Annotated in this window: 16 protein-coding genes, 1 other RNA gene and 1 pseudogene; 7 read left to right on the forward strand and 11 right to left on the reverse strand. The window is 58.7% G+C overall.

Annotation, left to right across the window (positions count from 1 at the left end):
- Positions 1-664: 664 nt before the first annotated feature.
- The 8 genes and pseudogenes from PseAD21_RS24140 to PseAD21_RS24175 all read right to left on the reverse strand — a co-directional run.
- Positions 665-1,087 (reverse strand): annotated as a pseudogene (locus PseAD21_RS24140) (integrase arm-type DNA-binding domain-containing protein); the annotation flags it as partial.
- Positions 1,088-1,272: 185 nt separating this feature from the next.
- Positions 1,273-1,661, reverse strand: a transfer-messenger RNA (tmRNA) gene (gene ssrA, locus PseAD21_RS24145).
- 96 nt (positions 1,662-1,757) lie between these two features.
- The gene (locus PseAD21_RS24150; RefSeq protein ID WP_102358320.1) at positions 1,758-2,036 is read right to left on the reverse strand and encodes a hypothetical protein; all 279 of its coding nucleotides are present in this window, start codon (positions 2,034-2,036) and stop codon (positions 1,758-1,760) included.
- A gap of 129 nt (positions 2,037-2,165) precedes the next feature.
- Positions 2,166-4,976 carry an FAD-binding and (Fe-S)-binding domain-containing protein gene (locus tag PseAD21_RS24155; RefSeq protein ID WP_102358322.1) on the reverse strand — a complete coding sequence of 937 codons (2,811 nt, stop codon included), beginning with the start codon at positions 4,974-4,976 and terminating at the stop codon, positions 2,166-2,168.
- Positions 4,973-5,644 (reverse strand): lactate utilization protein, encoded by a 672-nt coding sequence (locus PseAD21_RS24160; protein ID WP_102358323.1) that lies wholly within the window; start codon positions 5,642-5,644, stop codon positions 4,973-4,975. The genes PseAD21_RS24155 and PseAD21_RS24160 overlap by 4 nt, the downstream gene beginning before the upstream one ends.
- Positions 5,644-7,098 (reverse strand): LutB/LldF family L-lactate oxidation iron-sulfur protein, encoded by a 1,455-nt coding sequence (locus tag PseAD21_RS24165; RefSeq protein WP_102358325.1) that lies wholly within the window; start codon positions 7,096-7,098, stop codon positions 5,644-5,646. Before PseAD21_RS24165 ends, PseAD21_RS24160 begins: the two co-directional genes overlap by 1 nt.
- On the reverse strand, positions 7,095-7,919 hold the full coding sequence (locus tag PseAD21_RS24170) for a (Fe-S)-binding protein (RefSeq protein ID WP_102358326.1): 825 nt from the start codon (positions 7,917-7,919) through the stop codon (positions 7,095-7,097). The genes PseAD21_RS24165 and PseAD21_RS24170 overlap by 4 nt, the downstream gene beginning before the upstream one ends.
- 149 nt (positions 7,920-8,068) lie before the next feature.
- On the reverse strand, positions 8,069-9,763 hold the full coding sequence (locus PseAD21_RS24175) for a lactate permease LctP family transporter (RefSeq protein ID WP_102358328.1): 1,695 nt from the start codon (positions 9,761-9,763) through the stop codon (positions 8,069-8,071).
- 261 nt (positions 9,764-10,024) lie between these two features.
- On the opposite strand from PseAD21_RS24175, the gene PseAD21_RS24180 reads away from it, so the two are divergent.
- Positions 10,025-10,792, forward strand: a complete 768-nt coding sequence (locus PseAD21_RS24180) for a GntR family transcriptional regulator (RefSeq protein ID WP_102358329.1) — start codon at positions 10,025-10,027, stop codon at positions 10,790-10,792.
- A gap of 134 nt (positions 10,793-10,926) precedes the next feature.
- On the opposite strand, the gene smpB is transcribed toward PseAD21_RS24180, so the two are convergent.
- Entirely contained in the window at positions 10,927-11,409 is a 483-nt protein-coding gene (gene smpB / locus PseAD21_RS24185; protein ID WP_102358331.1) for an SsrA-binding protein SmpB, read from the reverse strand.
- Positions 11,410-11,528: 119 nt separating this feature from the next.
- Here smpB and PseAD21_RS24190 point away from each other — a divergent pair, with 119 nt between their 5' ends.
- Genes PseAD21_RS24190 through PseAD21_RS24200 form a run of 3 tightly spaced genes read left to right on the forward strand, consistent with a single transcriptional unit; the run spans position 11,529 to position 13,681 of the window.
- Entirely contained in the window at positions 11,529-12,932 is a 1,404-nt protein-coding gene (locus PseAD21_RS24190) for a sodium-dependent transporter (protein ID WP_102358332.1), read from the forward strand.
- A gap of 7 nt (positions 12,933-12,939) precedes the next feature.
- Positions 12,940-13,374: a type II toxin-antitoxin system RatA family toxin gene (locus PseAD21_RS24195; RefSeq protein ID WP_025110465.1), complete on the forward strand. Its 435-nt coding sequence runs from the start codon at positions 12,940-12,942 to the stop codon at positions 13,372-13,374.
- Positions 13,367-13,681: an RnfH family protein gene (locus tag PseAD21_RS24200; RefSeq protein WP_102358334.1), complete on the forward strand. Its 315-nt coding sequence runs from the start codon at positions 13,367-13,369 to the stop codon at positions 13,679-13,681. The genes PseAD21_RS24195 and PseAD21_RS24200 overlap by 8 nt, the downstream gene beginning before the upstream one ends.
- Before the next feature lie 60 nt (positions 13,682-13,741).
- Here the strand turns inward: PseAD21_RS24200 and PseAD21_RS24205 are convergent, their stop codons facing one another.
- Positions 13,742-14,272 (reverse strand): outer membrane protein assembly factor BamE, encoded by a 531-nt coding sequence (locus PseAD21_RS24205; protein ID WP_102358335.1) that lies wholly within the window; start codon positions 14,270-14,272, stop codon positions 13,742-13,744.
- Positions 14,273-14,369: 97 nt separating this feature from the next.
- On the opposite strand from PseAD21_RS24205, the gene fur reads away from it, so the two are divergent.
- On the forward strand, positions 14,370-14,774 hold the full coding sequence (gene fur, locus PseAD21_RS24210; protein WP_003221515.1) for a ferric iron uptake transcriptional regulator: 405 nt from the start codon (positions 14,370-14,372) through the stop codon (positions 14,772-14,774).
- Positions 14,775-14,862: 88 nt separating this feature from the next.
- On the opposite strand, the gene recN is transcribed toward fur, so the two are convergent.
- The gene (gene recN / locus PseAD21_RS24215; RefSeq protein WP_102358337.1) at positions 14,863-16,536 is read right to left on the reverse strand and encodes a DNA repair protein RecN; all 1,674 of its coding nucleotides are present in this window, start codon (positions 16,534-16,536) and stop codon (positions 14,863-14,865) included.
- Between the two features lie 240 nt (positions 16,537-16,776).
- Between recN and grpE the strand changes: the two genes are divergently transcribed.
- Together grpE and dnaK are read left to right on the forward strand one after the other, a co-directional pair.
- A complete protein-coding gene (gene grpE, locus PseAD21_RS24220; RefSeq protein ID WP_102358338.1) occupies positions 16,777-17,343 on the forward strand; it encodes a nucleotide exchange factor GrpE in 567 nt (188 codons plus the stop codon).
- Between the two features lie 102 nt (positions 17,344-17,445).
- Positions 17,446-19,362 carry a molecular chaperone DnaK gene (gene dnaK / locus PseAD21_RS24225; RefSeq protein WP_102358340.1) on the forward strand — a complete coding sequence of 639 codons (1,917 nt, stop codon included), beginning with the start codon at positions 17,446-17,448 and terminating at the stop codon, positions 19,360-19,362.
- Positions 19,363-19,509: the final 147 nt, after the last annotated feature.

Here is a 19,509-nt window from a genome sequence, read left to right on the forward strand (position 1 = left end):
CAGTGATCAGGCCTTGTTTTTCGCCAGTGACGGACATGTACGCTGGTGTAGCCATGGATGTGCTCCTTGCTAAAAATTTAGGGTGCCCTAGAGGCGAAATCGCCCGGTGGGTGCATGACTGTTATCAATGTCCGTGCCAGAAAAGGTGAAGGCCAGGTAAACCGGGGGATGGCCGATGTTTTTCGATCGCTTGAGTGATTTTCAAGGGAAAACACTCCACAAAGTGCGCAAGAAGTTGCGCAGTACTGCGCAACTTCTTGCGCACTCGGCTGGAGGCCACGACGGGGTTGGCGTTTAGCGATGTTTAAGGGCGTTTTCGAGAAAAAAGTGCGCAACTTCTTGCGCATAATGGCGATGAGACACTCATAGACGATAATGATGCAACCGGGCCCTATTGAGTTATGCGAGTAAAGGCTGCTTGTTGGCGCCGACGCCGAATTAACCCAGTTGCCGAGATTTAACTGAACCAGTCTGATTTCTCGCGAATTCTAGTCTGTGCTGAATTGTGCAGGTTTGGAGACGGGGCAGTCTGCCTCGGCACATAGGGCAATTCGGCGTCGTCGCCAACAGTGCTGCCCGACTATCGCGACCGGAAGGAGTGGCTGCGGGGACGTGGTGCTGGTCTGGGCCTTTAACGAGTAGGCGAAGCGTTAGTGTTAAATCCACTTGGGAAAACATGAAGCGTCAGCGATCTCCAAATGTCTTCGGCGTAGGCTTTGGTTACGGAGTCTTTCTTCAGCTCGAACCAGGCAGTGGCCACCTTCTCGAACGTGTGTTCAGTCTCAGCAAGTTTGGCTTGCCTTACCTCATCACGCTGGGTTTTGGGATCAGTGCCCAAAGCAAGCAACTCACGCGCCTCTGCGGCTTTCTTGCGGGCGTTGGCTAACGAGAGGTCGGGGTATGGACCAAGCGCCATGTTGATACGGCTTCTGGTCAACGGCTCGCGGTAATTGAAATTCCACATCATCGAGCCGCTCGCGCGTACTCGAAGCTGCAAGCCATCGCCGTCGCTGAGGACGAAGTCTTTACCAGTTGCCTTGACTGCCTTGAGCTGGCGATCGGAGAGGCGGGTTGCGTTAGTAGGCATGGGGCTACCTCCAGCACCGTTTTGGTATCCTGAAAATAGCATTTGGTAGTCCGGGATACCACCTGGGATACCAAAGCGCCTGGAACTCAGAAATCCTCCAAAGCCCAAAAAAGAGCTGAAACCCCCGTATTCACTGGATTTCAGGCACAAAAAAAGACGTCCGTGGACGTCTTTAGATGATGAAGTGGTGGAGCCGGGGGGATTTGAACCCCCGTCCGCCAGTGCTCCGCTGTCGGTACTACATGCGTAGCCGTGTCTATTAAGTTAACCCTCAGCGACCCGACGGGCAGGGTGCTTTGGGCGAGTTGTGTAAGTTTTAGCCGCTTCGTCCACAACGTACTGCACGGCGATTCTGTTCTATATGACAATCATTTTGGGTTTACAGACATCCCCTGATGATTGCTGGACCCGAAGGTACCAGGAGCATTGTCAGCTGCAATTAAGCAGCGAGAGCAACACCGTATTGGTCGTCATTGGCAACTATAAGTAGTTGCAACAGTGGATTTACGACTTCTGTTACCAAGTCGGCATGCACCTAAAGTTTCGTCACCGGCGTCGAATCCTAATCGGCCCCGAACTCATTGCCTCGTACATCATGTGAGGCAACAAGCCTGTGCAGTGTACGCCAAACGGCCGGCAAGGCCAACCCGAAGGTTGGCCGAGGCCTTGATCAGTTGTTGGTGCCGCTGGCTTTGCGCAATTCGAGGATGGTTTGCTGGGTTTCCGCTACGCAGTCATCGATCTTGCCCTGGGCTTTGAGCGCCTGTGCCTTGCTCACGCTGGCCTCAGCACGCTGACTCAGTTCTGGCGACGAGGCCAGTTGGCCCTTGGCATTGTTGATGGTCTGGATATTGGCATCGCACAGGTCGGCAGGTTTGCCGGCGGCGAACGAGGTGGAGGCCAGCATCGAGGCAGTAACGAACAGACCTAACAGTACAGAACGTTTCATGTGTATCTCCTTGAACTGAGGGATCCAGACTTCGCTGGCCGTCAGGACGGGCAACCGAGTGGAGGAAAAGCCCCGATTTTCGGGGCCTGTTCTGTGGACTACGGTCGCGCGCAAGGGTTCTATTTTTCTTCAGCTGGCCTTGGCCCGGGTCACCCGATCCACCAGATAGACCAGCCCGTGATAGTCGATGCCGCCGTGTTGCGTCAGGCCGATCTCACAGGTGCGGCTGGTGGAAATCCCCTCGCTGCAATGCTGCACCGCATCCTTGAGGGTGCGCAGCGAATGGCTGTTCAGCTCCGGTGTGGTGAAGCCCTTGTCACCGGCGAACCCGCAGCAGTGAATGCCTTCGGGGATGACCACGGTCTTGCTGCATTTGCGCGCCAGATCGATCAGCGCCTGGCTCTCGCCAAGATGTTGCGTGCTGCACGTCACGTGGACCGCAATCGGTGCGTCCTGCGGCGTGAAGTCCAGGCGATCGAGAAGGTGCGTACGGATGAAGCGCACCGGGTCGTACAGGTCCAGGCGCGCATCTCCCACGTCCTGCACCAGGCGCAAGGTGCATGGGCTGGTGTCGCAATAGATCGGATCGAGCCCGCCACGACTGGCGTGGAGCAATGCGCTGATCAGTTCCTGACGTTTGTGTTCGGCTTGCTCGGCGTAGCCTTTCGAGGCGAAGGGCTGACCGCAGCAGAGGTTGTCCTGGTTCTCCGGGAAGACCACTTGGTAACCGGCCTTTTCCAGCAGGCCACGGGTTTTGTCGTAGAGCGACATTTGCTCCTTGTCTCCCGCCGCCGGGCCCATGACCCGCGATACGCACGCTGCCAGATACACCACGCGCGGACGGTTGTCGGAAACGCTCGGGCTGAAACGCATAGCTTTTTCCGGTTGCGGCATCGCGTTGGTCCATAGCGGCACCTGACCTTTGGACAAACGCGTCAGGGTCGCGGAAAGCTTCGCCAGGCGCGGTGCGCCGAGCAGCATCCGTGCGCCGTTGGCCACGTGCAGGGTGAAGCGTGCTCCTTGCAGGGTCTTGGCGAAATTTCCTTCGATCCAGTCCGCGGTTTTCTGATGCGTGGCGTGACGGGCGCGGAGCTTTTTCACCAGCTCACCGGTGTTGATGCCGACAGGGCAACGCTGCGCGCACAGCCCGGTGGCCGCACAGGTTTCGATGCCTTGGTACTCGTAGGCTTTTTCCAGCTCGGTGGTATCGACACCCGCGCGTTTCTTCGCCTGAATGTCACGCCAGATCACGATGCGCTGGCGTGGGCTGAGGGTCAGGCCTTTGGAGGGGCAAACCGGCTCGCAGAAGCCGCATTCGATGCATTTGTCGACAATCTCGTCGGCTGCCGGCAGCGGTTTCAGGTGCTTGAGGTGGATCTGCGGATCCTCGCTGAGCACCACGTCAGGGTTGAGAATGCCGTTCGGATCGAGCAGGCGTTTGAGCTGCCACATCAGTTGATAGGCGTCGCTGCCCCATTCCAGTTCCACGAACGGCGCCATGTTGCGGCCGGTGCCGTGCTCAGCCTTCAACGATCCGCCAAACTCCACTGCCACCAGTTGTGCAACGTCGTCCATGAACGCTTGATAGCGTGCGACTTCTTCCGGGTTGTTGAAGCCTTGGGTGAAGACGAAGTGCAGATTGCCTTCCAATGCGTGTCCGAAAAGAATCGCCTCATCGTAGGAATGTTTGTCGAACAGCTCGATCAAGCGGTTCACACCGATGGCCAGTTGTTCGACCGGGAAGGTCACGTCTTCGATGATCACCGTGGTACCGGTTTTACGCACAGCGCCGACGGCGGGGAAGGTGTCTTTGCGGATCGCCCAGAGCTTGGCGTTCTCGGCGGGGTCTTCGGTGAAGTCGACCTGTTTTTCCACCGGAAAACTGGCGAGCGACGCCATGATCTGTGCCAGTTGCTCCTGCAGCAAAGAGGAAGAGGCTGCGCGGGATTCGATCAGCAGGGCGCAGGCATTGTTCGACAGGTGCTGTACGAAATCCGGCATGCCGGGTTTGTCCTGCACTGAGCGCAGGCTGCGCCGATCGAGCAACTCTACCGCCGACACCGGTTGGCTTTTCAGCACGGTGACCGCGTTGCAGCAGGTTTCCACATCCGGGAACACGATCAGTGCCGAGGCCTTGTTCGGGTGATCGATCACTGTGTCGTAGGTCACCGCGCTGATGAAGCCGAGGGTGCCTTCAGAGCCGACCAGCAGGTGGCTCAAGATATCCACAGGCTCGTCGAAATCCACCAAAGCATTGAGCGACAGGCCAGTGGTATTTTTCAGACGGTATTTGTGGCGAATTCTGGCGGCCAGTTCGGCGTTGGCGCGGGTCTCGCGGCCCAACGTCGCCAGGCGCTCCAGCAGTTCGCTGTGGCTTTCGCGAAACGCGGCGACGCTGGCGGTGTCTTCGGTATCGAGGCGCGTACCGTCGGCCAGCACCAGACGAATCCCGGCCAGCGTGTGATAGGTATTTTGCGCGGTGCCGCAGCACATGCCGCTGGCGTTGTTGGCGACGATGCCGCCGATCTTGCAGGCGTTGATCGACGCCGGGTCCGGGCCGATCTTGCGTCCGAACGGTGCCAGCCACGCGTTGGCCTGTGCACCGATGACGCCCGGCTGCAGGCGAATCTGCGTGCCCTGGCCGCGAATCTCGCGGGCGTTCCAGTTATCCCCCAGCACGATTAGCACCGAATCGCTGATCGCTTGCCCGGAAAGGCTGGTGCCGGCGGCGCGGAAGGTTACCGGGACTTGATCGCGCTGGGCCAGTTTCAGCAGCGCCACCACCTCGTTTTCGGACTCGACGCGGATCACCAGTTTGGGAATCAGCCGATAGAAACTGGCATCGGTGCCGAAGGCCAGGGTCGACAACGGGTCATCAAAACGGCGCTCGGCCGGGATCAGTTGTTGCGCATCTCGCAGAAAAGTCGCCGGTAACGTCATTGGTCCTCCAGGATCAGCACCACCAGGTCTTTCGGGCCGTGGGCGCCGTAGGCCAACACTTGTTCAATGTCGGCGGTTTTCGACGGGCCGGACACCAACAGTGCGTTGGTCGGCATGCCTTGGGCCCACTCGAATTCCTGTTGCACCTGATAGAAGTTGTCACGGATTTCGCTGGCCTTGAGCAGGGCGAAATGCACCGGTGGCACCAGGCTCATCAACCGCGGTTCTTCGCGGGTTGGCCAGAGGATCAGGCTGCCGGTCGCAGCGATGGCGCCGAGGGTGCCGGTGATGCTGGCCGGGGTGTCGTTGAACAGCTCGGCTTTCCACTCCTCCATCGGCCGCTCGTAGGATTTCAGTGCCGGCAGATCAGGATGGTTCGCCCAGTGTTGTGTGATGCGTTGACCGTGGGGCGTAGTCGGTGCGATCAGCAGACTCGGCAACTGACGGTCACGCAGCAATTGCGCGAGCAACGCCGGCCAGTCTGCGCCAGTCGTCAGATGGATCTCGGTGTGCACCGCTTCCATCAGTTTGCGCAGTTGCGGGATGCGTTGCTCGGCGCTGTAGGTGTAAGGCTGCGTCACCAGATCGACGTCGAAGTCGTCGGCAATCGGTGTGGCGCCGGTCAGACTGTTGCGCAGTTTGGCGAGGATATTTTGCTTGGCGCTCATCAGCGGTCTCCCTGTTTGGCCAGATGCTCGCGGGCCATGTCGTGCAGTGAGCGGGCGGCGGGTTTCGGTGCGCTATGGTTTTGCGTCCACGGGCCGACATTGTTTGGCGTCAGTGCACGCAGGCGCGTGGCGAAGAAGCCGAACAGTCGATACAGGGTCGGCGAGCTGTTGAGTTTCGCCCAGGCGTTCCAGATGAAACGTTCCTTGCGCGAATACTTGCTGCCCTGGCCGCGCATCACTTGATGCGGCGCGTCCGGGGCTTTGACGTTCTCTTCGCGCAATCGGCGCAGAATTGCCGGGATCGGAATTTTCACCGGGCACACTTCACCGCAGGCACCGCACAGCGACGAAGCGCTCGGGTGATCAGGGACTTTCGCCAGGCCGACCATGTGCGGGGTGATGATTTTGCCGATCGGCCCCGGGTAAACCTCGCCGTAGGTGTGACCACCGACGCGGGTGTAGACCGGGCAATGATTCATGCAGGCGCCGCAGCGGATGCAGTTGAGGGTCTGGCGCAGCTCGCTGTCAGCAAAGGCTTGGCTGCGACCGTTGTCGAGCAGCACCAGATGCACTTCCTGCGGGCCGTCGAGTTCATGCTCCTTGCGCGGGCCGGAGATCATGTTGACGTAGGTGGTGATCGGAATGCCCAGCGCCGAACGGGTCAGCAGCGACAGCAGCGGCACCACGTCGCGCAGGTTTTCCACGACTTTTTCGATGCCGGTGACGGCGATGTGCACCGGTGGCACGGTGGTGGTCATGCGCCCGTTGCCTTCGTTTTCCACCAGCAGCAGGGTGCCGGTTTCGGCGACGGCGAAGTTGACACCGGAGACGCCGATGTCCGCTTCGAAGAACTTCTGCCGCAGGACGCTGCGACCGATCTGAATGAGTTGGTCAACGTCCTTGGTGTATTCCACGCCAAGTTTGTCGTGGAACAAGGACGCGACCTGACCGGCATTCTTGTGGATCGCCGGCATAATGATGTGTGAAGGCTTCTCGTGGTCGAGCTGGACGATGTATTCCCCCATGTCGGACTCCAGGCATTCAACACCTTGAGCCTCGAGGAAATGGTTCATCTCCATCTCTTCGCTGACCATCGATTTGCCCTTGATCACTTGCCGCGCCTCGTGAGCGCGGATGATCGACAAGACGATGCCATTGGCCTCGTCCACCGTTTCCGCCCAGTGCACTGTCACACCGTTGCGGGTCAGGTTCTGTTCCAGTTGCTCGAGCAGGTCGGGCAACTTGGAGAGCGCGCGGGCCCTGATCGAGTTGCCCAGGGCACGCAAATGTTCTCTTTCGTGGGCATCGCTGAAAGCCGCTGCCCGCTTGGTCATCAGTGAATCCATGGCAGTGCGGAAGTTGTTCCGTAACTGCGCATCGCCCAGAGCGTTGTGCGCCCGGGTGCGGAAATCTTCTTCTACGGCGACCGTAGGAATAATCGCGGAAGTGCTCATTGCGCACCTCCGGTTCGTTGCCACAGAAAGCTGGCGAGATGTTGCCCGCGCAGCGCTTCTTTTTGTTTCTCCAATGCGCCGTTGATGTTCATCAAACAGCCACAGTCGGCGCTCAACACCTTATGTGCGCCGGAGTCCTTCAACGCTTTGGTCTTGTCAGCCACCATCGCGCCGGAAATATCTGGCATTCGGACGCTGAATGTCCCACCGAAGCCACAGCATTCGCTTTCGTGATCGTGGTTGACCCGCTCCACGTTGCTCAACTGCGCCAACAACTCGCGGCCGTGCAGGTGGGTGTTCATTTCACGCCGTGCCGAACACGAGGTGTGCAGCGCGACTTTGACCGGCTCGCCGCTGTCCTTGAACTGCACCTTGCAGACGAACAGCAGGAACTCGGCCAGTTCATAGGTGCGGGCCGCAAGGGCCTGAACCTGTTTCAACGTTTGCGGCTCGTCCTTGAACAAGTCGGCGTAATGCTCGCGCAGCATGCCCGCGCAAGAACCCGACGGCACCACCACCGGATAATCCCCGGCAAACAGCGCCAGTTGCGAGCGCGCAACCGTCCGCGCCTGCTCGGTGTAACCCGAGGTGTAGGCCGGTTGCCCGCAGCAGCTCTGCCCTTGCGGGTACTCGACCGTGATCCCTTCACGCTCCAGCAAGTGGATCGCGTCCATCCCGGCTTCGGGGTAGAAAAGGTCAACCACGCACGTCCCGAAAAGGTAAACCCGCGACGGTTTCTCGCTGGGGTACTGCCGAGGTTCGGGCAGTGGCGGTGCAACGCGGGTCGCGTTTGGCACAGCGTTGTAAAAAAGCTCGCTCATCAGGCGTGTCTCCGGGTGGTCCCGGTTATCCGTCCGTTGAGGCAGCTGAATATAGAGCGTGTGGCTTTCAGCAGCCTTACAGACCGGGTGTGAATTGCTGACGCCGGCATCACGAACCGGCGTCGGTTTTTTCCGTGTTGTTTGTAGGTTTAGTGCACCAGCATGCCGGTGAACCAGTAGGCCTGAGCCAAAGTGATCAGGCCGACGATCGTGGCAAAGAATAGGCTGTGCTTGAGGGTGAAGCGGAACAGATCCGATTCCTTGCCCACCAGGCCGGTCGCAGCGCAGGCCACGGCGATCGATTGTGGCGAGATCATCTTGCCGGTCACGCCGCCGCTGGTATTGGCCGCCACCAACAGGGTGTCGTTGACGCCGATCTGGTGGGCAGTGGTGGCTTGCAGTGAACTGAACAGGGCGTTGGACGAAGTATCCGAGCCGGTGAGGAACACGCCCAGCCAGCCAAGGAACGGTGAGAAGAATGGGAACGCCGCGCCAGTGGCCGCCAGTACCAGGGCCATGGTCGAGGACATGCCCGAGTAGTTGGTGACGAAGGCGAAGGCCAGCACCATGCCGATCGACAGAATAGGCCAGCGCAGTTCGTAGAAGGTCTCTTTCAATGTGGTCAGACCAATTCTGAAATTGATCTTCAGTACCAGCATCGAGATCAGCGCCGAGAAGAAAATCGCTGTGCCGGTCGCGGAAATCGGGTCGAGTTTGAACACGGCCGGTATGGCAGTTGGTGTCGCGACGATCGGAGCGGTCTTGATCACCAGTTGATCAAGGTGCGGGATCGCAAAGTTGAACACCCAGGCGTACATCGAACCGCCGGCGGCGAACATCGCCTTGAAGGGCTTGAGGGTCCAGATAGTTACCAGCACGGTGAGGATCAGGAACGGCGACCAGGCAATGAAAATTTCCCAGAGGCCGTAGGGCGATGCCACGGTCGTGCGCTTCTGGCCGAAGCCGCCGACGCTGGCGGTGATTGCTGCACTCGACGTGGCGCCGGCGATTTGCGCGCCTGCGGTACGTTTTGGCTGCCAGACTTTGAGGAACAGGGTCAGGGAAATCAGGCTGGCCAAGGCCGAAGTGATGTCCGGCAGTTCCGGGCCGATGAAGTTCGAGGTGAAGTACTGGGTCACGGCGAAGCTCAGGCCGGCGACCAGCGCTGCCGGCCAGGTTTCACGCACACCGCGCAGGCCGTCCATCATGAACACCAGCCAGAACGGCACGAACAGCGACAGCAGTGGCAGTTGGCGGCCGGTCATGGCGCCGATCTTGAACGCGTCGATGCCGGTAACTTGCCCGGCAACAATGATTGGAATGCCGAGGGCGCCGAACGCCACCGGCGCGGTGTTGGCAATCAGGCACAGGCCGGCGGCGTACAGCGGGTTGAACCCGAGGCCGACCAGCAGCGCAGCGGTAATCGCTACCGGCGCGCCGAAGCCGGCGGCACCTTCCAGGAACGCGCCGAAGCAGAAACCGATCAGCAACACCTGCAGACGTTGGTCGTCAGTGATCGACAGCACCGAGCTGCGAATGACCTCGAACTGACCACTCTTGACCGTCAGTTTGTAGAGGAATACCGCTGCAACAATGATCCAGGCAATCGGCCACAGGCCGTAGGCAAAGCCGTATCCGGCGGCGGCGAAGGCCATGTCGACTGGCATGTGGAAGGCGAAAATCGCTACGGCGATCGACAGGGCCAGCGTGATGCTGCCGGCCACATGCCCCTTGAGGCGGAACACCGCCAGAGCGAGAAAGAAGAAAACGATAGGAATGACGGCCGCAAGTGCGGAGACGCCGAGACTGCCGAGCGGGGTATAGAACTGTTGCCAGGTTTGCATATGGGGTGGCCCCTAATTGTTGTTGGTCAGGCACTGTCAGCGTTCTTGGTTAATTGGTAATACCAATTTACAATCGCTGTTGGCTAGGGTAAAAGCCTTGATATCGGTGTGTCAATTTGTCGCCCTGAAACTTTTGTCGAATGAGCGGTGTAGATGACATCTGATCCGCTCGGGTAAATGCTGTCTGGCAGGTGTCGACGGGGCGCTGATAGGCCAGAATAGAGAGCCCGGCGAGCGGTCGGGATCGTGGAGAAATGAGTTATGGGGTTTGATCAGATTCGTCAGCGCCGTTTGTCTGACGATATTGTCGAGCGACTCGAGGGGATGATCCTCGAGGGCACGCTGAAGTCCGGTGAGCGGCTTCCGGCTGAGCGAGCGCTGGCCGAGCAGTTCGGCGTATCGCGTCCGTCATTGCGCGAAGCGATTCAGAAGCTGGCGGCCAAGGGCTTGCTGGTCAGTCGCCAGGGCGGTGGCAACTATGTGGTGGAAACCCTCGGTTCGACCTTCAGCGATCCGCTGCTACTGCTGCTTGAGAGCAATCCGGAGGCGCAGCGCGACTTACTGGAGTTTCGGCACACTTTGGAGGCATCGTGCGCCTATTACGCAGCATTGCGCGCTACCGATGTGGATCGCGAGCGTCTGACTGTAGCGTTCAACGAGCTGCAGGATTGCTATACGCGGCATGACGAAGTGAGTCGGGTGGAGGAAGGCGCGGCGGATGCGAAGTTTCATCTGGCGATCGCCGAAGCCAGCCACAATGCGGTGCTGCTGCACACCATTCGCGGGCTGTTCGATCTGCTCAAGCGCAACGTGGTGACGAACATTGGCGGCATGTACAAGCAGCGTACGGAAACTCGCGACATGCTGATTTCTCAGCACCGGGAGCTGTACCTGGCGATTGTCGAGGGGCGTGCGGAACAGGCGCGAGAAGTTTCCAGCCGGCACATTCTGTATGTGCAGGAAGTGCTGGAGGAAGTGCGCCAAGAGGTTCAGCGCGTGGCCCGGGCGGAGCGGCGCAAGGGGATGTGATCAGTTGTTTGTGTGTTGATGCTGCGATAGTTTTCGCGAACAGGCTCGCTCCCACATTTGAAATGCATTCCAAGGTGGGAGCGACGGTGCGACGTTTCGACCTGCTTGCGAATACGCTTTAAAGGCAGGAAAAATTATTCTTCCTTGCCCTTGTTGCGCACGGCGCGTTGCAGCTCACGACCGGCGTCGCGTTCGCGCTCGGTGTCACGCTTGTCGTATTCCTTCTTGCCCTTGCCCAGAGCAATCTCGCACTTGACCATGTGCTTGCTCCAGTAGAAGGACAGGCAGACGCAGGCGTAGCCTTTCTGTTGCACGGCAGTGGCGAGTTTTTCCAGCTCGCGTTTGTTGAGCAGCAGTTTGCGGGTGCGGGTCGGGTCGGCGATGACGTGGGTGCTGGCGGTCATCAACGGCGTGATGTGACTGCCCAGCAGCCAGGCTTCGCCATCCTTGAGCAGCACGTAACTGTCGACCAGTTGCAGCTTGCTTGCCCGCAGACTTTTTACTTCCCAGCCGGCCAGGACCAGACCAGCCTCGAACCGATGTTCGATGAAGTAATCGTGTCGCGCCTTTTTGTTCTGCGCGATGGTCCCTGTTGGGTGTTTCTTCTGTTTAGCCATAGGGGCGGCATTATATGGAGATAAACGGTCCTCGGCTACGGTGATGCTGCGTGCTTGAGCAGGTTGAGTGAATCCCGGACAATGCGGCCTCTTTTTCTGATGCTTGGGCGTGATATTCGATGTCGACAGACAAGGTTTCTGTCCACGGCAGTTGGGCTAGCCGCTGGGTTTTCATATTCGCCGCGACCGGTTCGGCCGTGGGACTGGGCAGCATCTGGAAGTTCCCCTACATGGTCGGGGTCTACGGTGGCGGCGCCTTCGTGCTGATGTTTCTGGCCTGCATCGCCCTGATCGGGGTCCCGGTCATGCTGGCTGAAACCCTGATTGGCCGGCGTGCACGGCAGAGTCCGGCGAACGCCTTGAAGGTGCTGGCGCTGGAGGCCGGGCATTCGGGCAAGTGGTCGTGGGGAGCTTTTGCCGGGATGATCACGGCACTGCTGATCCTGTCTTTCTACAGTGTGGTCGGCGGCTGGTCGCTGGATTACATCATCGACATGGGGCGTGGAGACTTCCAGGGTGCCACGGCGGAGCAGGTCGGCGCTTATTTCGGCAATGTCATCTCCGACCCTTGGCGCCTGACACTTTGGCACACAGTTTTCATGCTGCTGTCGGCCGTGGTGATTGCCAAAGGCGTGGTTGCCGGGCTTGAACGCAGCCTGCGAATCATGATGCCGCTGCTGTTCGTGATGGTGCTGGTGTTGCTGGGTTACAGCATGACCACCGGGCATTTCATGGAAGGTGTGCACTTCATGTTCGATTTCCACCCGGAAAAAGTCCTCGATGGCTTGCTGCCTGCCATGGGGCACGCGTTCTTTTCGCTGAGCGTGGGCGTCGGCTCGATCATGATCTACGGCGCGTACATGACCAAGGAGGCCTCGCTGTCCGGCACCGTGGTGGGTGTGGCGTTGCTCGATACCTTTGTATCGCTGGTGGCGGGTCTGGCGTTGTTCCCGATCGTGTTTGCCGGCGGTCTGAACCCTAGCGAAGGCCCGGGCCTGATGTTCGTCAGCCTGCCATTTGCCTTCGGTAACGTGGTTTTCGGCCAGTTGATGGGGGTGGTGTTCTTCGTTCTGGTGGCGATTGCCGCTTGGAGTTCGGCAATTTCCCTGCTTGAGCCGATGGTCGCCTATCTGGTTGAGCGCACCAAAATCAGCCGCGGCTGGGTGACGTTCTGGCTGGCCTTCATCTGTTGGTTCGTCGGTCTGGGCACGGTGTTTTCCTTCAATATCTGGAAGGAAGCCAAATTTTTCGTGAACGAAGGCGGGCTGTTCCATCTCTACCAATGGGGTGCGGCGGGCGGTCTGGACTTCTTCGGTGTGATCGACTTCTTCACCTCGCGGATCATGTTGCCGCTCGGTGGCTTGTGCTTCGTGCTGTTTGCCGGTTGGGTGATGGGACGTGATGCGGTGCGCGACGAATTGTCGATCCGTAATCCGCTGCTGTTTACCCTGTCCTTGTTCTTGATGCGCTATGTGGCGCCCATCGGCATTCTTGTAGTGTTTGCCACCCAGCTCTGGAAGTGACGCTTACATGACGACACACATTCAACGATCAGCGCTGCTGCCATATCCGGCGCAATTTCTTTATGACCTGGTCAACGACGTGGCGCGTTACCCGGAGTTCCTTCCTTGGTGTTCGTCTGCCGAGGTGCTGGAAAGCTCGCCTGAGCACATGCGCGCCAGCGTTGGCGTGGCCAAGGGGGGGCTTAGCCAGCATTTCGTCACGCGCAATACGCTGGTGCCGGGGCAGTCGATTGAAATGAATCTGGAAGAAGGTCCGTTCAATCAGTTGCACGGCGTCTGGGTGTTCAAGCCGCTGGGTGAAAAGGCCTGCAAGATCAGTCTCGACCTGTCGTTCGATTACGCCGGTCCGATAGTGCGTGCGACCCTCGGGCCGTTGTTCAATCAGGCGGCGAATACACTGGTGGATGCGTTTTGCCAGCGCGCCAAACAGATGCATGGTTGAGTCGGTGATCGAGATCGAGGTGGTGCATGCCGCCGTAGATCGTCAGGTTTTGCGCACTGTCAGCGTGCCTGAGGGTACGACAGTGCGTGAGGCTGCGCTGAAGTCCGGAATTGGCGCTGAGTTCCCGGAGCTGGACTTGAGTGGGTGCCCGCTGGGGATCTTCGGCAAAGTGGTTGCTGATCCACAGATTCGCCCGATTCAGGCGGGGGAGCGCATCGAGATCTACCGGCCATTGCTGGCAGATCCGAAAGAGGTGCGACGCTTGCGGGCGGCCAAGGCTGCCGAGGCCAAAGCGCGAAATCAGTAGTTGGTCAAATCGCAGGCAATAAAAAACCCGGAATTTCCGGGTTTTTTATTGCGTCGCAAATTATTGCGGCGAGGTGTCCAGTGGCTCAGGCGTCGGAACCGGAACGGTTTCAACACCGTCCACGTCCTTCTGGATCTGATCCAGCAAGGAACCTGGTTTGGCTGGTTGTTCCGGCTTCGGCTTCTCGGCGTTCTCGGTAGCAGGCGCGGTCACGCTGGTGCCACTGTCCTTGCCCAGAATGGCTTCGTCACGGCTTACGCCCGGCATGAAGTCACCGGACAGGCTGACAAGCTGGTCGTTGGAGTTGAAAATAACACTCATGCGTTCCTGTTGGCGTTCACCGCCGCCAGGTTGCAGGCTGTACAGATAATCCCAGCGATCGGCATGGAACGTGTCGGTCAGCAGAGGGTTACCCATGATAAACCGTACTTGCCGACGGGTCATTCCCGGGCGTAACTGGTCTATCATGTCCTGCGTGACGACATTGCCCTGCTGGATGTCGATTTTGTAAACCCCGGGGAATGAACAACCGGCGAGTGCGAGCAGTCCCACAAAGGTGAAACTGGTTAGCAAGAGCTTGGTGTTTTGCATCGGTGGGCGACTTCCACTATCTTGGCTGGGACAACGTAAACGCCGATCATACCCGCATTAAGAGAAGCTGCGAAGCAGCATCGCGAGAAAGCTGACCATGGTTGAAAATAGCGAACTACGCAAAGCCGGCCTCAAAGTGACCCTGCCACGGGTCAAGATCCTGCAAATGCTCGACTCTACCGAGCAGCGTCACATGAGTGCCGAGGACGTCTACAAGGCGTTGATGGAAGCTGGCGAGGACGTCGGTCTGGCCACGGTTTACCGTGTTCTGACCCAGTTCGAAGCCGCTGGCCTCGTGGTCCGTCACAACTTCGACGGTGGCCACGCGGTATTCGAATTGGCCGACGGTGGCCACCACGACCATATGGTCAACGTGGAAACCGGTGAAGTCGTCGAATTCGTCAGCCCGGAAATCGAAAAGCTCCAGAAGGCAATTGCCGAGGAGCACGGTGTTGATCTGGTAGATCACAATCTGGTGCTGTACGTACGCAAGAAAAAGTAAGCATGTCGCGCGAATTTCAGGTTCGCGAAACGAACGAAGGCGACCCAAGGGTCGCCTTCGTGCTTTCTGTCGTGCTTGTAACCTCCGGTCAGGCCTTGGCGGTGACGACCATCTTTTTCGCGTGAGCCAGAGACTCCTTGGTCAGGTCAATGCCACCCAGCATCCGTGCCACTTCTTCTATACGGTCGTTTTTGCTCAGCTTGGAAACGGCGGTGTGAGTCGCTTGCTCACCGCGTACCTTGTGCACGAATAAATGCTGGTGACCCTGCGCGGCCACCTGCGGCAAGTGCGTCACGGTCAGTACCTGCCCGCGATCACCCAGGCGCCGCAGCAACTGGCCGACAATTTCCGCAGTCGGCCCGCCAATGCCTACGTCCACTTCGTCGAATACCAGCGTTGGCACCCGTGAGGTTTGTGCGGTAATCACCTGAATCGCCAGGCTGATCCGCGACAGCTCGCCACCGGAGGCCACTTTGGCCAGTGCCTTCAACGGCTGGCCGGGGTTGGCGCTGACCAGTAGTTCGACTTGTTCCAGGCCATTGGGTAGCAATTCATCGCTGCTGTTGGCGCGCAGCTCAATGGTGAAGCGCCCACCCGGCATGCCCAGTCGCTGAATCTCCTGCTCAACCGCGCTGGCGAGACTGCCGGCAGCCTGATGCCGCAAATCGCTCAGCTCTCGCGCCTTCTCTTGATAGTGGCGGGCGTACGAGGCCAGTTCTTCACCCAGGCGCTCGATGGATTCGTCGTTGGCGTTGAGCGTTTCGATTTCATCCAGCAACTTCTGCTGCATTTCACCGACCTCGGTCGGCTGGATCCGGTGTTTGCGTGCCAAGGTGTAGATCGCGTCGAGGCGTTCTTCCAGATATTGCAGGCGCGCCGGATCGGCATCGAAGTTATCGAGGAAGCGATTGAGCTCGCCGACGGCTTCTTCGACCTGGATCTGCGCACTGGTCAGCAGACTGCTGGCCTCGCCCAGTGCACCAATCGAATTGTTCACGCTCGACAGGCGATTGAGGCTGGCGGTCAGCGCGTTCAGCACGTTGCCGGAATCGCTCTCGCTGCATTGTTCGACCACTTGTCGGCAAATGCCGAGCAGGGTTTCGGCGTTGGTCAGGTTTTTGTGTTCCTGCTCCAGCTGTTCCAGCTCGTTTTCGCCGAGGCCGAGGTTTTCCAGTTCTTCGAGCTGGTAGCTGAGCAGTTGATGGCGGGCACGTTGTTCGTCGCCGGAATTGGAGAGGCGCTCCAGTTCCTGGCGGGTCTGGCGCCAGCGCTGAGCAGCCAGTTGAACCTGACGGGCCAGATCGGTCGCGCCAGCGTATTCATCGAGCAGCCGCCGATGGGTATCGGTTTTCAGCAGGGACTGGTGTTCGTGCTGGCTGTGGATATCGATCAGCAGTTCGCCGAGGGCCTTGAGGTCGCCGAGCGGGCAGGGCGTGCCGTTGATATAGCCGCGCGAACGTCCTTCGGCGGTGATGACCCGGCGCAGGATGCACGGGCCATCGTTTTCGAGGTCGCGCTCGGCCAGCCAGGCATGGGCTTCAGGGATGTCGACCAGATCGAAGGTCGCGAGAATGTCGGCCTTGTCGGCGCCCGGGCGGACCACGCCGCTGTCGGCGCGATCGCCGAGGGTCAGGCCCAGTGCGTCGAGCATGATCGACTTGCCGGCGCCGGTTTCCCCTGTGATCACGCTCATCCCGCGATCGAGTTCGAGATCGAGATGTTCAACGATGGCGTAGTTGTGTACGGACAGGTGCACCAGCATAAAGGCCGCTCCCAGGCTTTAGGTCTGGTTATTTATACAGTGTTTTGTTTCTGGCTGACAATGCCTTCGCTTAGCTCGATTCGCTTGATCCGATCAAATGCTTAGTCCGGCCGGGAATGACAATGCAGCACTTTTTTGTAGGGGTAATCATTGCAGGCCCTTGAAGCCTGATTTTGCGGCCCCATATATCGGGGCAGAAGCGCGAGTCGAGCTCGCGGACGTAATTGAAAGGAGAATTCTATGGCTGACGAACAGACAGTAGATACGCAAAATCCAGAAGCCAATCAGGCGCCCGAGACTTCGGGTGACGACCTGGCGACCCGTGTACAAGTGCTCGAAGAGCAATTGGCCGCCGCGCAGGATCAGTCTCTGCGCGTAGCTGCCGATCTGCAGAACGTCCGCCGTCGTGCCGAACAGGACGTCGAAAAGGCGCACAAGTTTGCCCTGGAAAAATTCGCCAGTGACTTGTTGCCGATCGTCGACAGCCTGGAGCGCGGCCTCGATTTGTCGAACCCGGACGACGAAAGCATCCGTCCGATGCGCGAAGGCATCGAGCTGACCCTGAAAATGTTCCACGACACCCTCAAGCGCTATCAGCTTGAAGCGATTGATCCGCATGGCGAGCCGTTCAACGCGGTTCACCATCAGGCGATGGCCATGCAGGAAAGCGCCGATGTTGAGCCAAACAGCGTGCTGAAGGTGTTCCAGAAGGGCTATCAGCTCAACGGTCGCCTGTTGCGTCCGGCCATGGTTGTGGTCAGCAAGGCGCCGGCGCCAATTTCGCCTTCGATTGACGAGAAGGCTTGAAATTAGCCGCAAGGCCCCCATTTAGAAGTCAAGCGTTTAAGTATTACCGCAGTTAGCCACCACTGCTGCGGCAAAAAAATCCAAAGTTTCGGGAGAGTGAACATGGGCAAAATTATCGGTATCGACCTGGGGACTACCAACTCCTGCGTCTCCGTGCTGGAAAACGGCAAAGCCAAAGTTATTGAAAACGCTGAAGGCGCGCGCACCACGCCGTCGATCATCGCTTACGCCAACGATGGCGAAATCCTGGTAGGTCAGTCGGCCAAGCGTCAGGCAGTGACCAACCCGCACAACACCCTGTACGCAGTAAAGCGTCTGATCGGTCGTCGTTTCGACGAAGAAGTTGTGCAGAAAGACATCCAGATGGTCCCTTACAAGATCGTCAAGGCTGACAACAACGACGCCTGGGTAGAAGTGAACGGCCAGAAAATGGCGCCGCCACAAATCTCGGCTGAAATCCTGAAAAAGATGAAGAAGACCGCCGAAGACTACCTCGGCGAGCCTGTGACCGAAGCGGTGATCACCGTTCCGGCCTACTTCAACGACAGCCAGCGTCAGGCGACCAAAGACGCCGGCCGCATCGCCGGTCTGGACGTAAAACGTATCATCAACGAACCAACCGCAGCTGCTCTGGCTTACGGTATGGACAAGGCCAAGGGCGATCACACCGTGATCGTTTACGACCTGGGTGGCGGTACTTTCGACGTTTCCGTGATCGAGATCGCTGAAGTTGACGGCGAGCACCAGTTCGAAGTGTTGGCCACCAACGGTGACACGTTCCTGGGCGGTGAAGACTTCGACATTCGTCTGATCGACTACCTCGTTGACGAATTCAAGAAAGAAAGCGGCATGAACCTCAAGGGTGATCCGCTGGCCATGCAGCGCCTGAAAGAAGCCGCTGAGAAAGCCAAGATCGAGCTGTCTTCCGCTCAGTCGACCGACGTCAACCTGCCGTACATCACTGCAGATGCCACCGGTCCTAAGCACCTGAACGTGAAGATCTCGCGTGCCAAGCTCGAAGCACTGGTTGAAGACCTGGTTCAGCGCACCATCGAACCTTGCCGTATCGCCATGAAAGACGCCGGTATCGACGTTGGCGCGATCAACGACGTGATTCTGGTCGGCGGTCAGACCCGTATGCCGCTGGTACAGAAGCTGGTGACCGATTTCTTCGGTAAAGAAGCTCGTAAAGACGTGAACCCGGACGAAGCGGTTGCCATGGGTGCTGCGATTCAGGGCGCTGTTCTGGCCGGTGACGTGAAAGACGTTCTGCTGCTCGACGTCAGCCCGCTGACCCTGGGTATCGAAACCATGGGTGGCGTGATGACCGCGCTGATCGAGAAAAACACCACGATTCCTACCAAGAAATCGCAAGTGTTCTCGACTGCCGACGATAACCAGGGCGCTGTGACCATTCACGTTCTGCAAGGTGAGCGTAAGCAAGCCGCACAGAACAAATCCCTGGGCAAGTTCGACCTGGCCGACATTCCACCAGCTCCACGTGGCGTGCCGCAGATCGAAGTGACCTTCGACATCGACGCTAACGGCATCCTGCACGTTGGCGCGAAAGACAAGGCGACCGGTAAAGAGCAGAAGATCACCATCAAGGCCAACTCCGGTCTGTCGGATGAAGAAATTCAGAAGATGGTTCGCGATGCCGAGCTGAACGCCGAGGAAGACCGCAAGTTCGCTGAGCTGGCTGAATCCCGTAACAAGGGTGATGCACTGGTTCACTCGACTCGCAAAATGGTTACCGAAGCGGGCGACAAGGTCAGCGCTGAAGAGAAGACCGCGATCGAAGCCGCTGTGGTTGCACTGGAAGCCGCTGTGAAAGGCGACGACAAGGCTGCCATCGAAGCGAAGATCGAAGAGCTGTCGAAAGTCTCGGCTCCGGTTGCCCAGAAGATGTACGCCGAACAGGCTCAGCCTGCTGAAGGCGCAGCGCCGCACGATGAGAAGGCTGAAAAGGCTGACGACGTGGTTGACGCTGAGTTTGAAGAAGTCAAAGACCACAAGTAAGTTGTTGGTCGGCCGGTTGACTGCCTTTAGGCGGTGACTGGTAGGATGTCGCCGCGCGGGAGCTTGCTCCCGCGTTGGCGTATCTGGAATACACGAATTTTTACAGCATGCGACAAGGTTTGCCTGCTGCTGGTATGGCCGGGAATG

This window comes from Pseudomonas sp. AD21, assembly GCF_002878485.1.
Lineage (GTDB): Bacteria > Pseudomonadota > Gammaproteobacteria > Pseudomonadales > Pseudomonadaceae > Aquipseudomonas.

Excerpts from the sequence above, each read along its gene's own strand:
- grpE (WP_102358338.1), top strand. The coding sequence starts at position 16,777 with ATGGCTGACGAACAGACAGTAGATACGCAAAATCCAGAAGCCAATCAG.
- smpB (WP_102358331.1), bottom strand. The coding sequence starts at position 11,409 with ATGGCTAAACAGAAGAAACACCCAACAGGGACCATCGCGCAGAACAAA.
- PseAD21_RS24165 (WP_102358325.1), bottom strand. The coding sequence starts at position 7,098 with ATGAGCACTTCCGCGATTATTCCTACGGTCGCCGTAGAAGAAGATTTC.
- PseAD21_RS24200 (WP_102358334.1), top strand. The coding sequence starts at position 13,367 with ATGGTTGAGTCGGTGATCGAGATCGAGGTGGTGCATGCCGCCGTAGAT.
- PseAD21_RS24180 (WP_102358329.1), top strand. The coding sequence starts at position 10,025 with ATGGGGTTTGATCAGATTCGTCAGCGCCGTTTGTCTGACGATATTGTC.
- fur (WP_003221515.1), top strand. The coding sequence starts at position 14,370 with ATGGTTGAAAATAGCGAACTACGCAAAGCCGGCCTCAAAGTGACCCTG.
- recN (WP_102358337.1), bottom strand. The coding sequence starts at position 16,536 with ATGCTGGTGCACCTGTCCGTACACAACTACGCCATCGTTGAACATCTC.
- PseAD21_RS24160 (WP_102358323.1), bottom strand. The coding sequence starts at position 5,644 with ATGAGCGCCAAGCAAAATATCCTCGCCAAACTGCGCAACAGTCTGACC.
- PseAD21_RS24150 (WP_102358320.1), bottom strand. The coding sequence starts at position 2,036 with ATGAAACGTTCTGTACTGTTAGGTCTGTTCGTTACTGCCTCGATGCTG.
- PseAD21_RS24195 (WP_025110465.1), top strand. The coding sequence starts at position 12,940 with ATGACGACACACATTCAACGATCAGCGCTGCTGCCATATCCGGCGCAA.
- dnaK (WP_102358340.1), top strand. The coding sequence starts at position 17,446 with ATGGGCAAAATTATCGGTATCGACCTGGGGACTACCAACTCCTGCGTC.
- PseAD21_RS24175 (WP_102358328.1), bottom strand. The coding sequence starts at position 9,763 with ATGCAAACCTGGCAACAGTTCTATACCCCGCTCGGCAGTCTCGGCGTC.
- PseAD21_RS24155 (WP_102358322.1), bottom strand. The coding sequence starts at position 4,976 with ATGACGTTACCGGCGACTTTTCTGCGAGATGCGCAACAACTGATCCCG.
- PseAD21_RS24190 (WP_102358332.1), top strand. The coding sequence starts at position 11,529 with ATGTCGACAGACAAGGTTTCTGTCCACGGCAGTTGGGCTAGCCGCTGG.
- PseAD21_RS24205 (WP_102358335.1), bottom strand. The coding sequence starts at position 14,272 with ATGCAAAACACCAAGCTCTTGCTAACCAGTTTCACCTTTGTGGGACTG.
- PseAD21_RS24170 (WP_102358326.1), bottom strand. The coding sequence starts at position 7,919 with ATGAGCGAGCTTTTTTACAACGCTGTGCCAAACGCGACCCGCGTTGCA.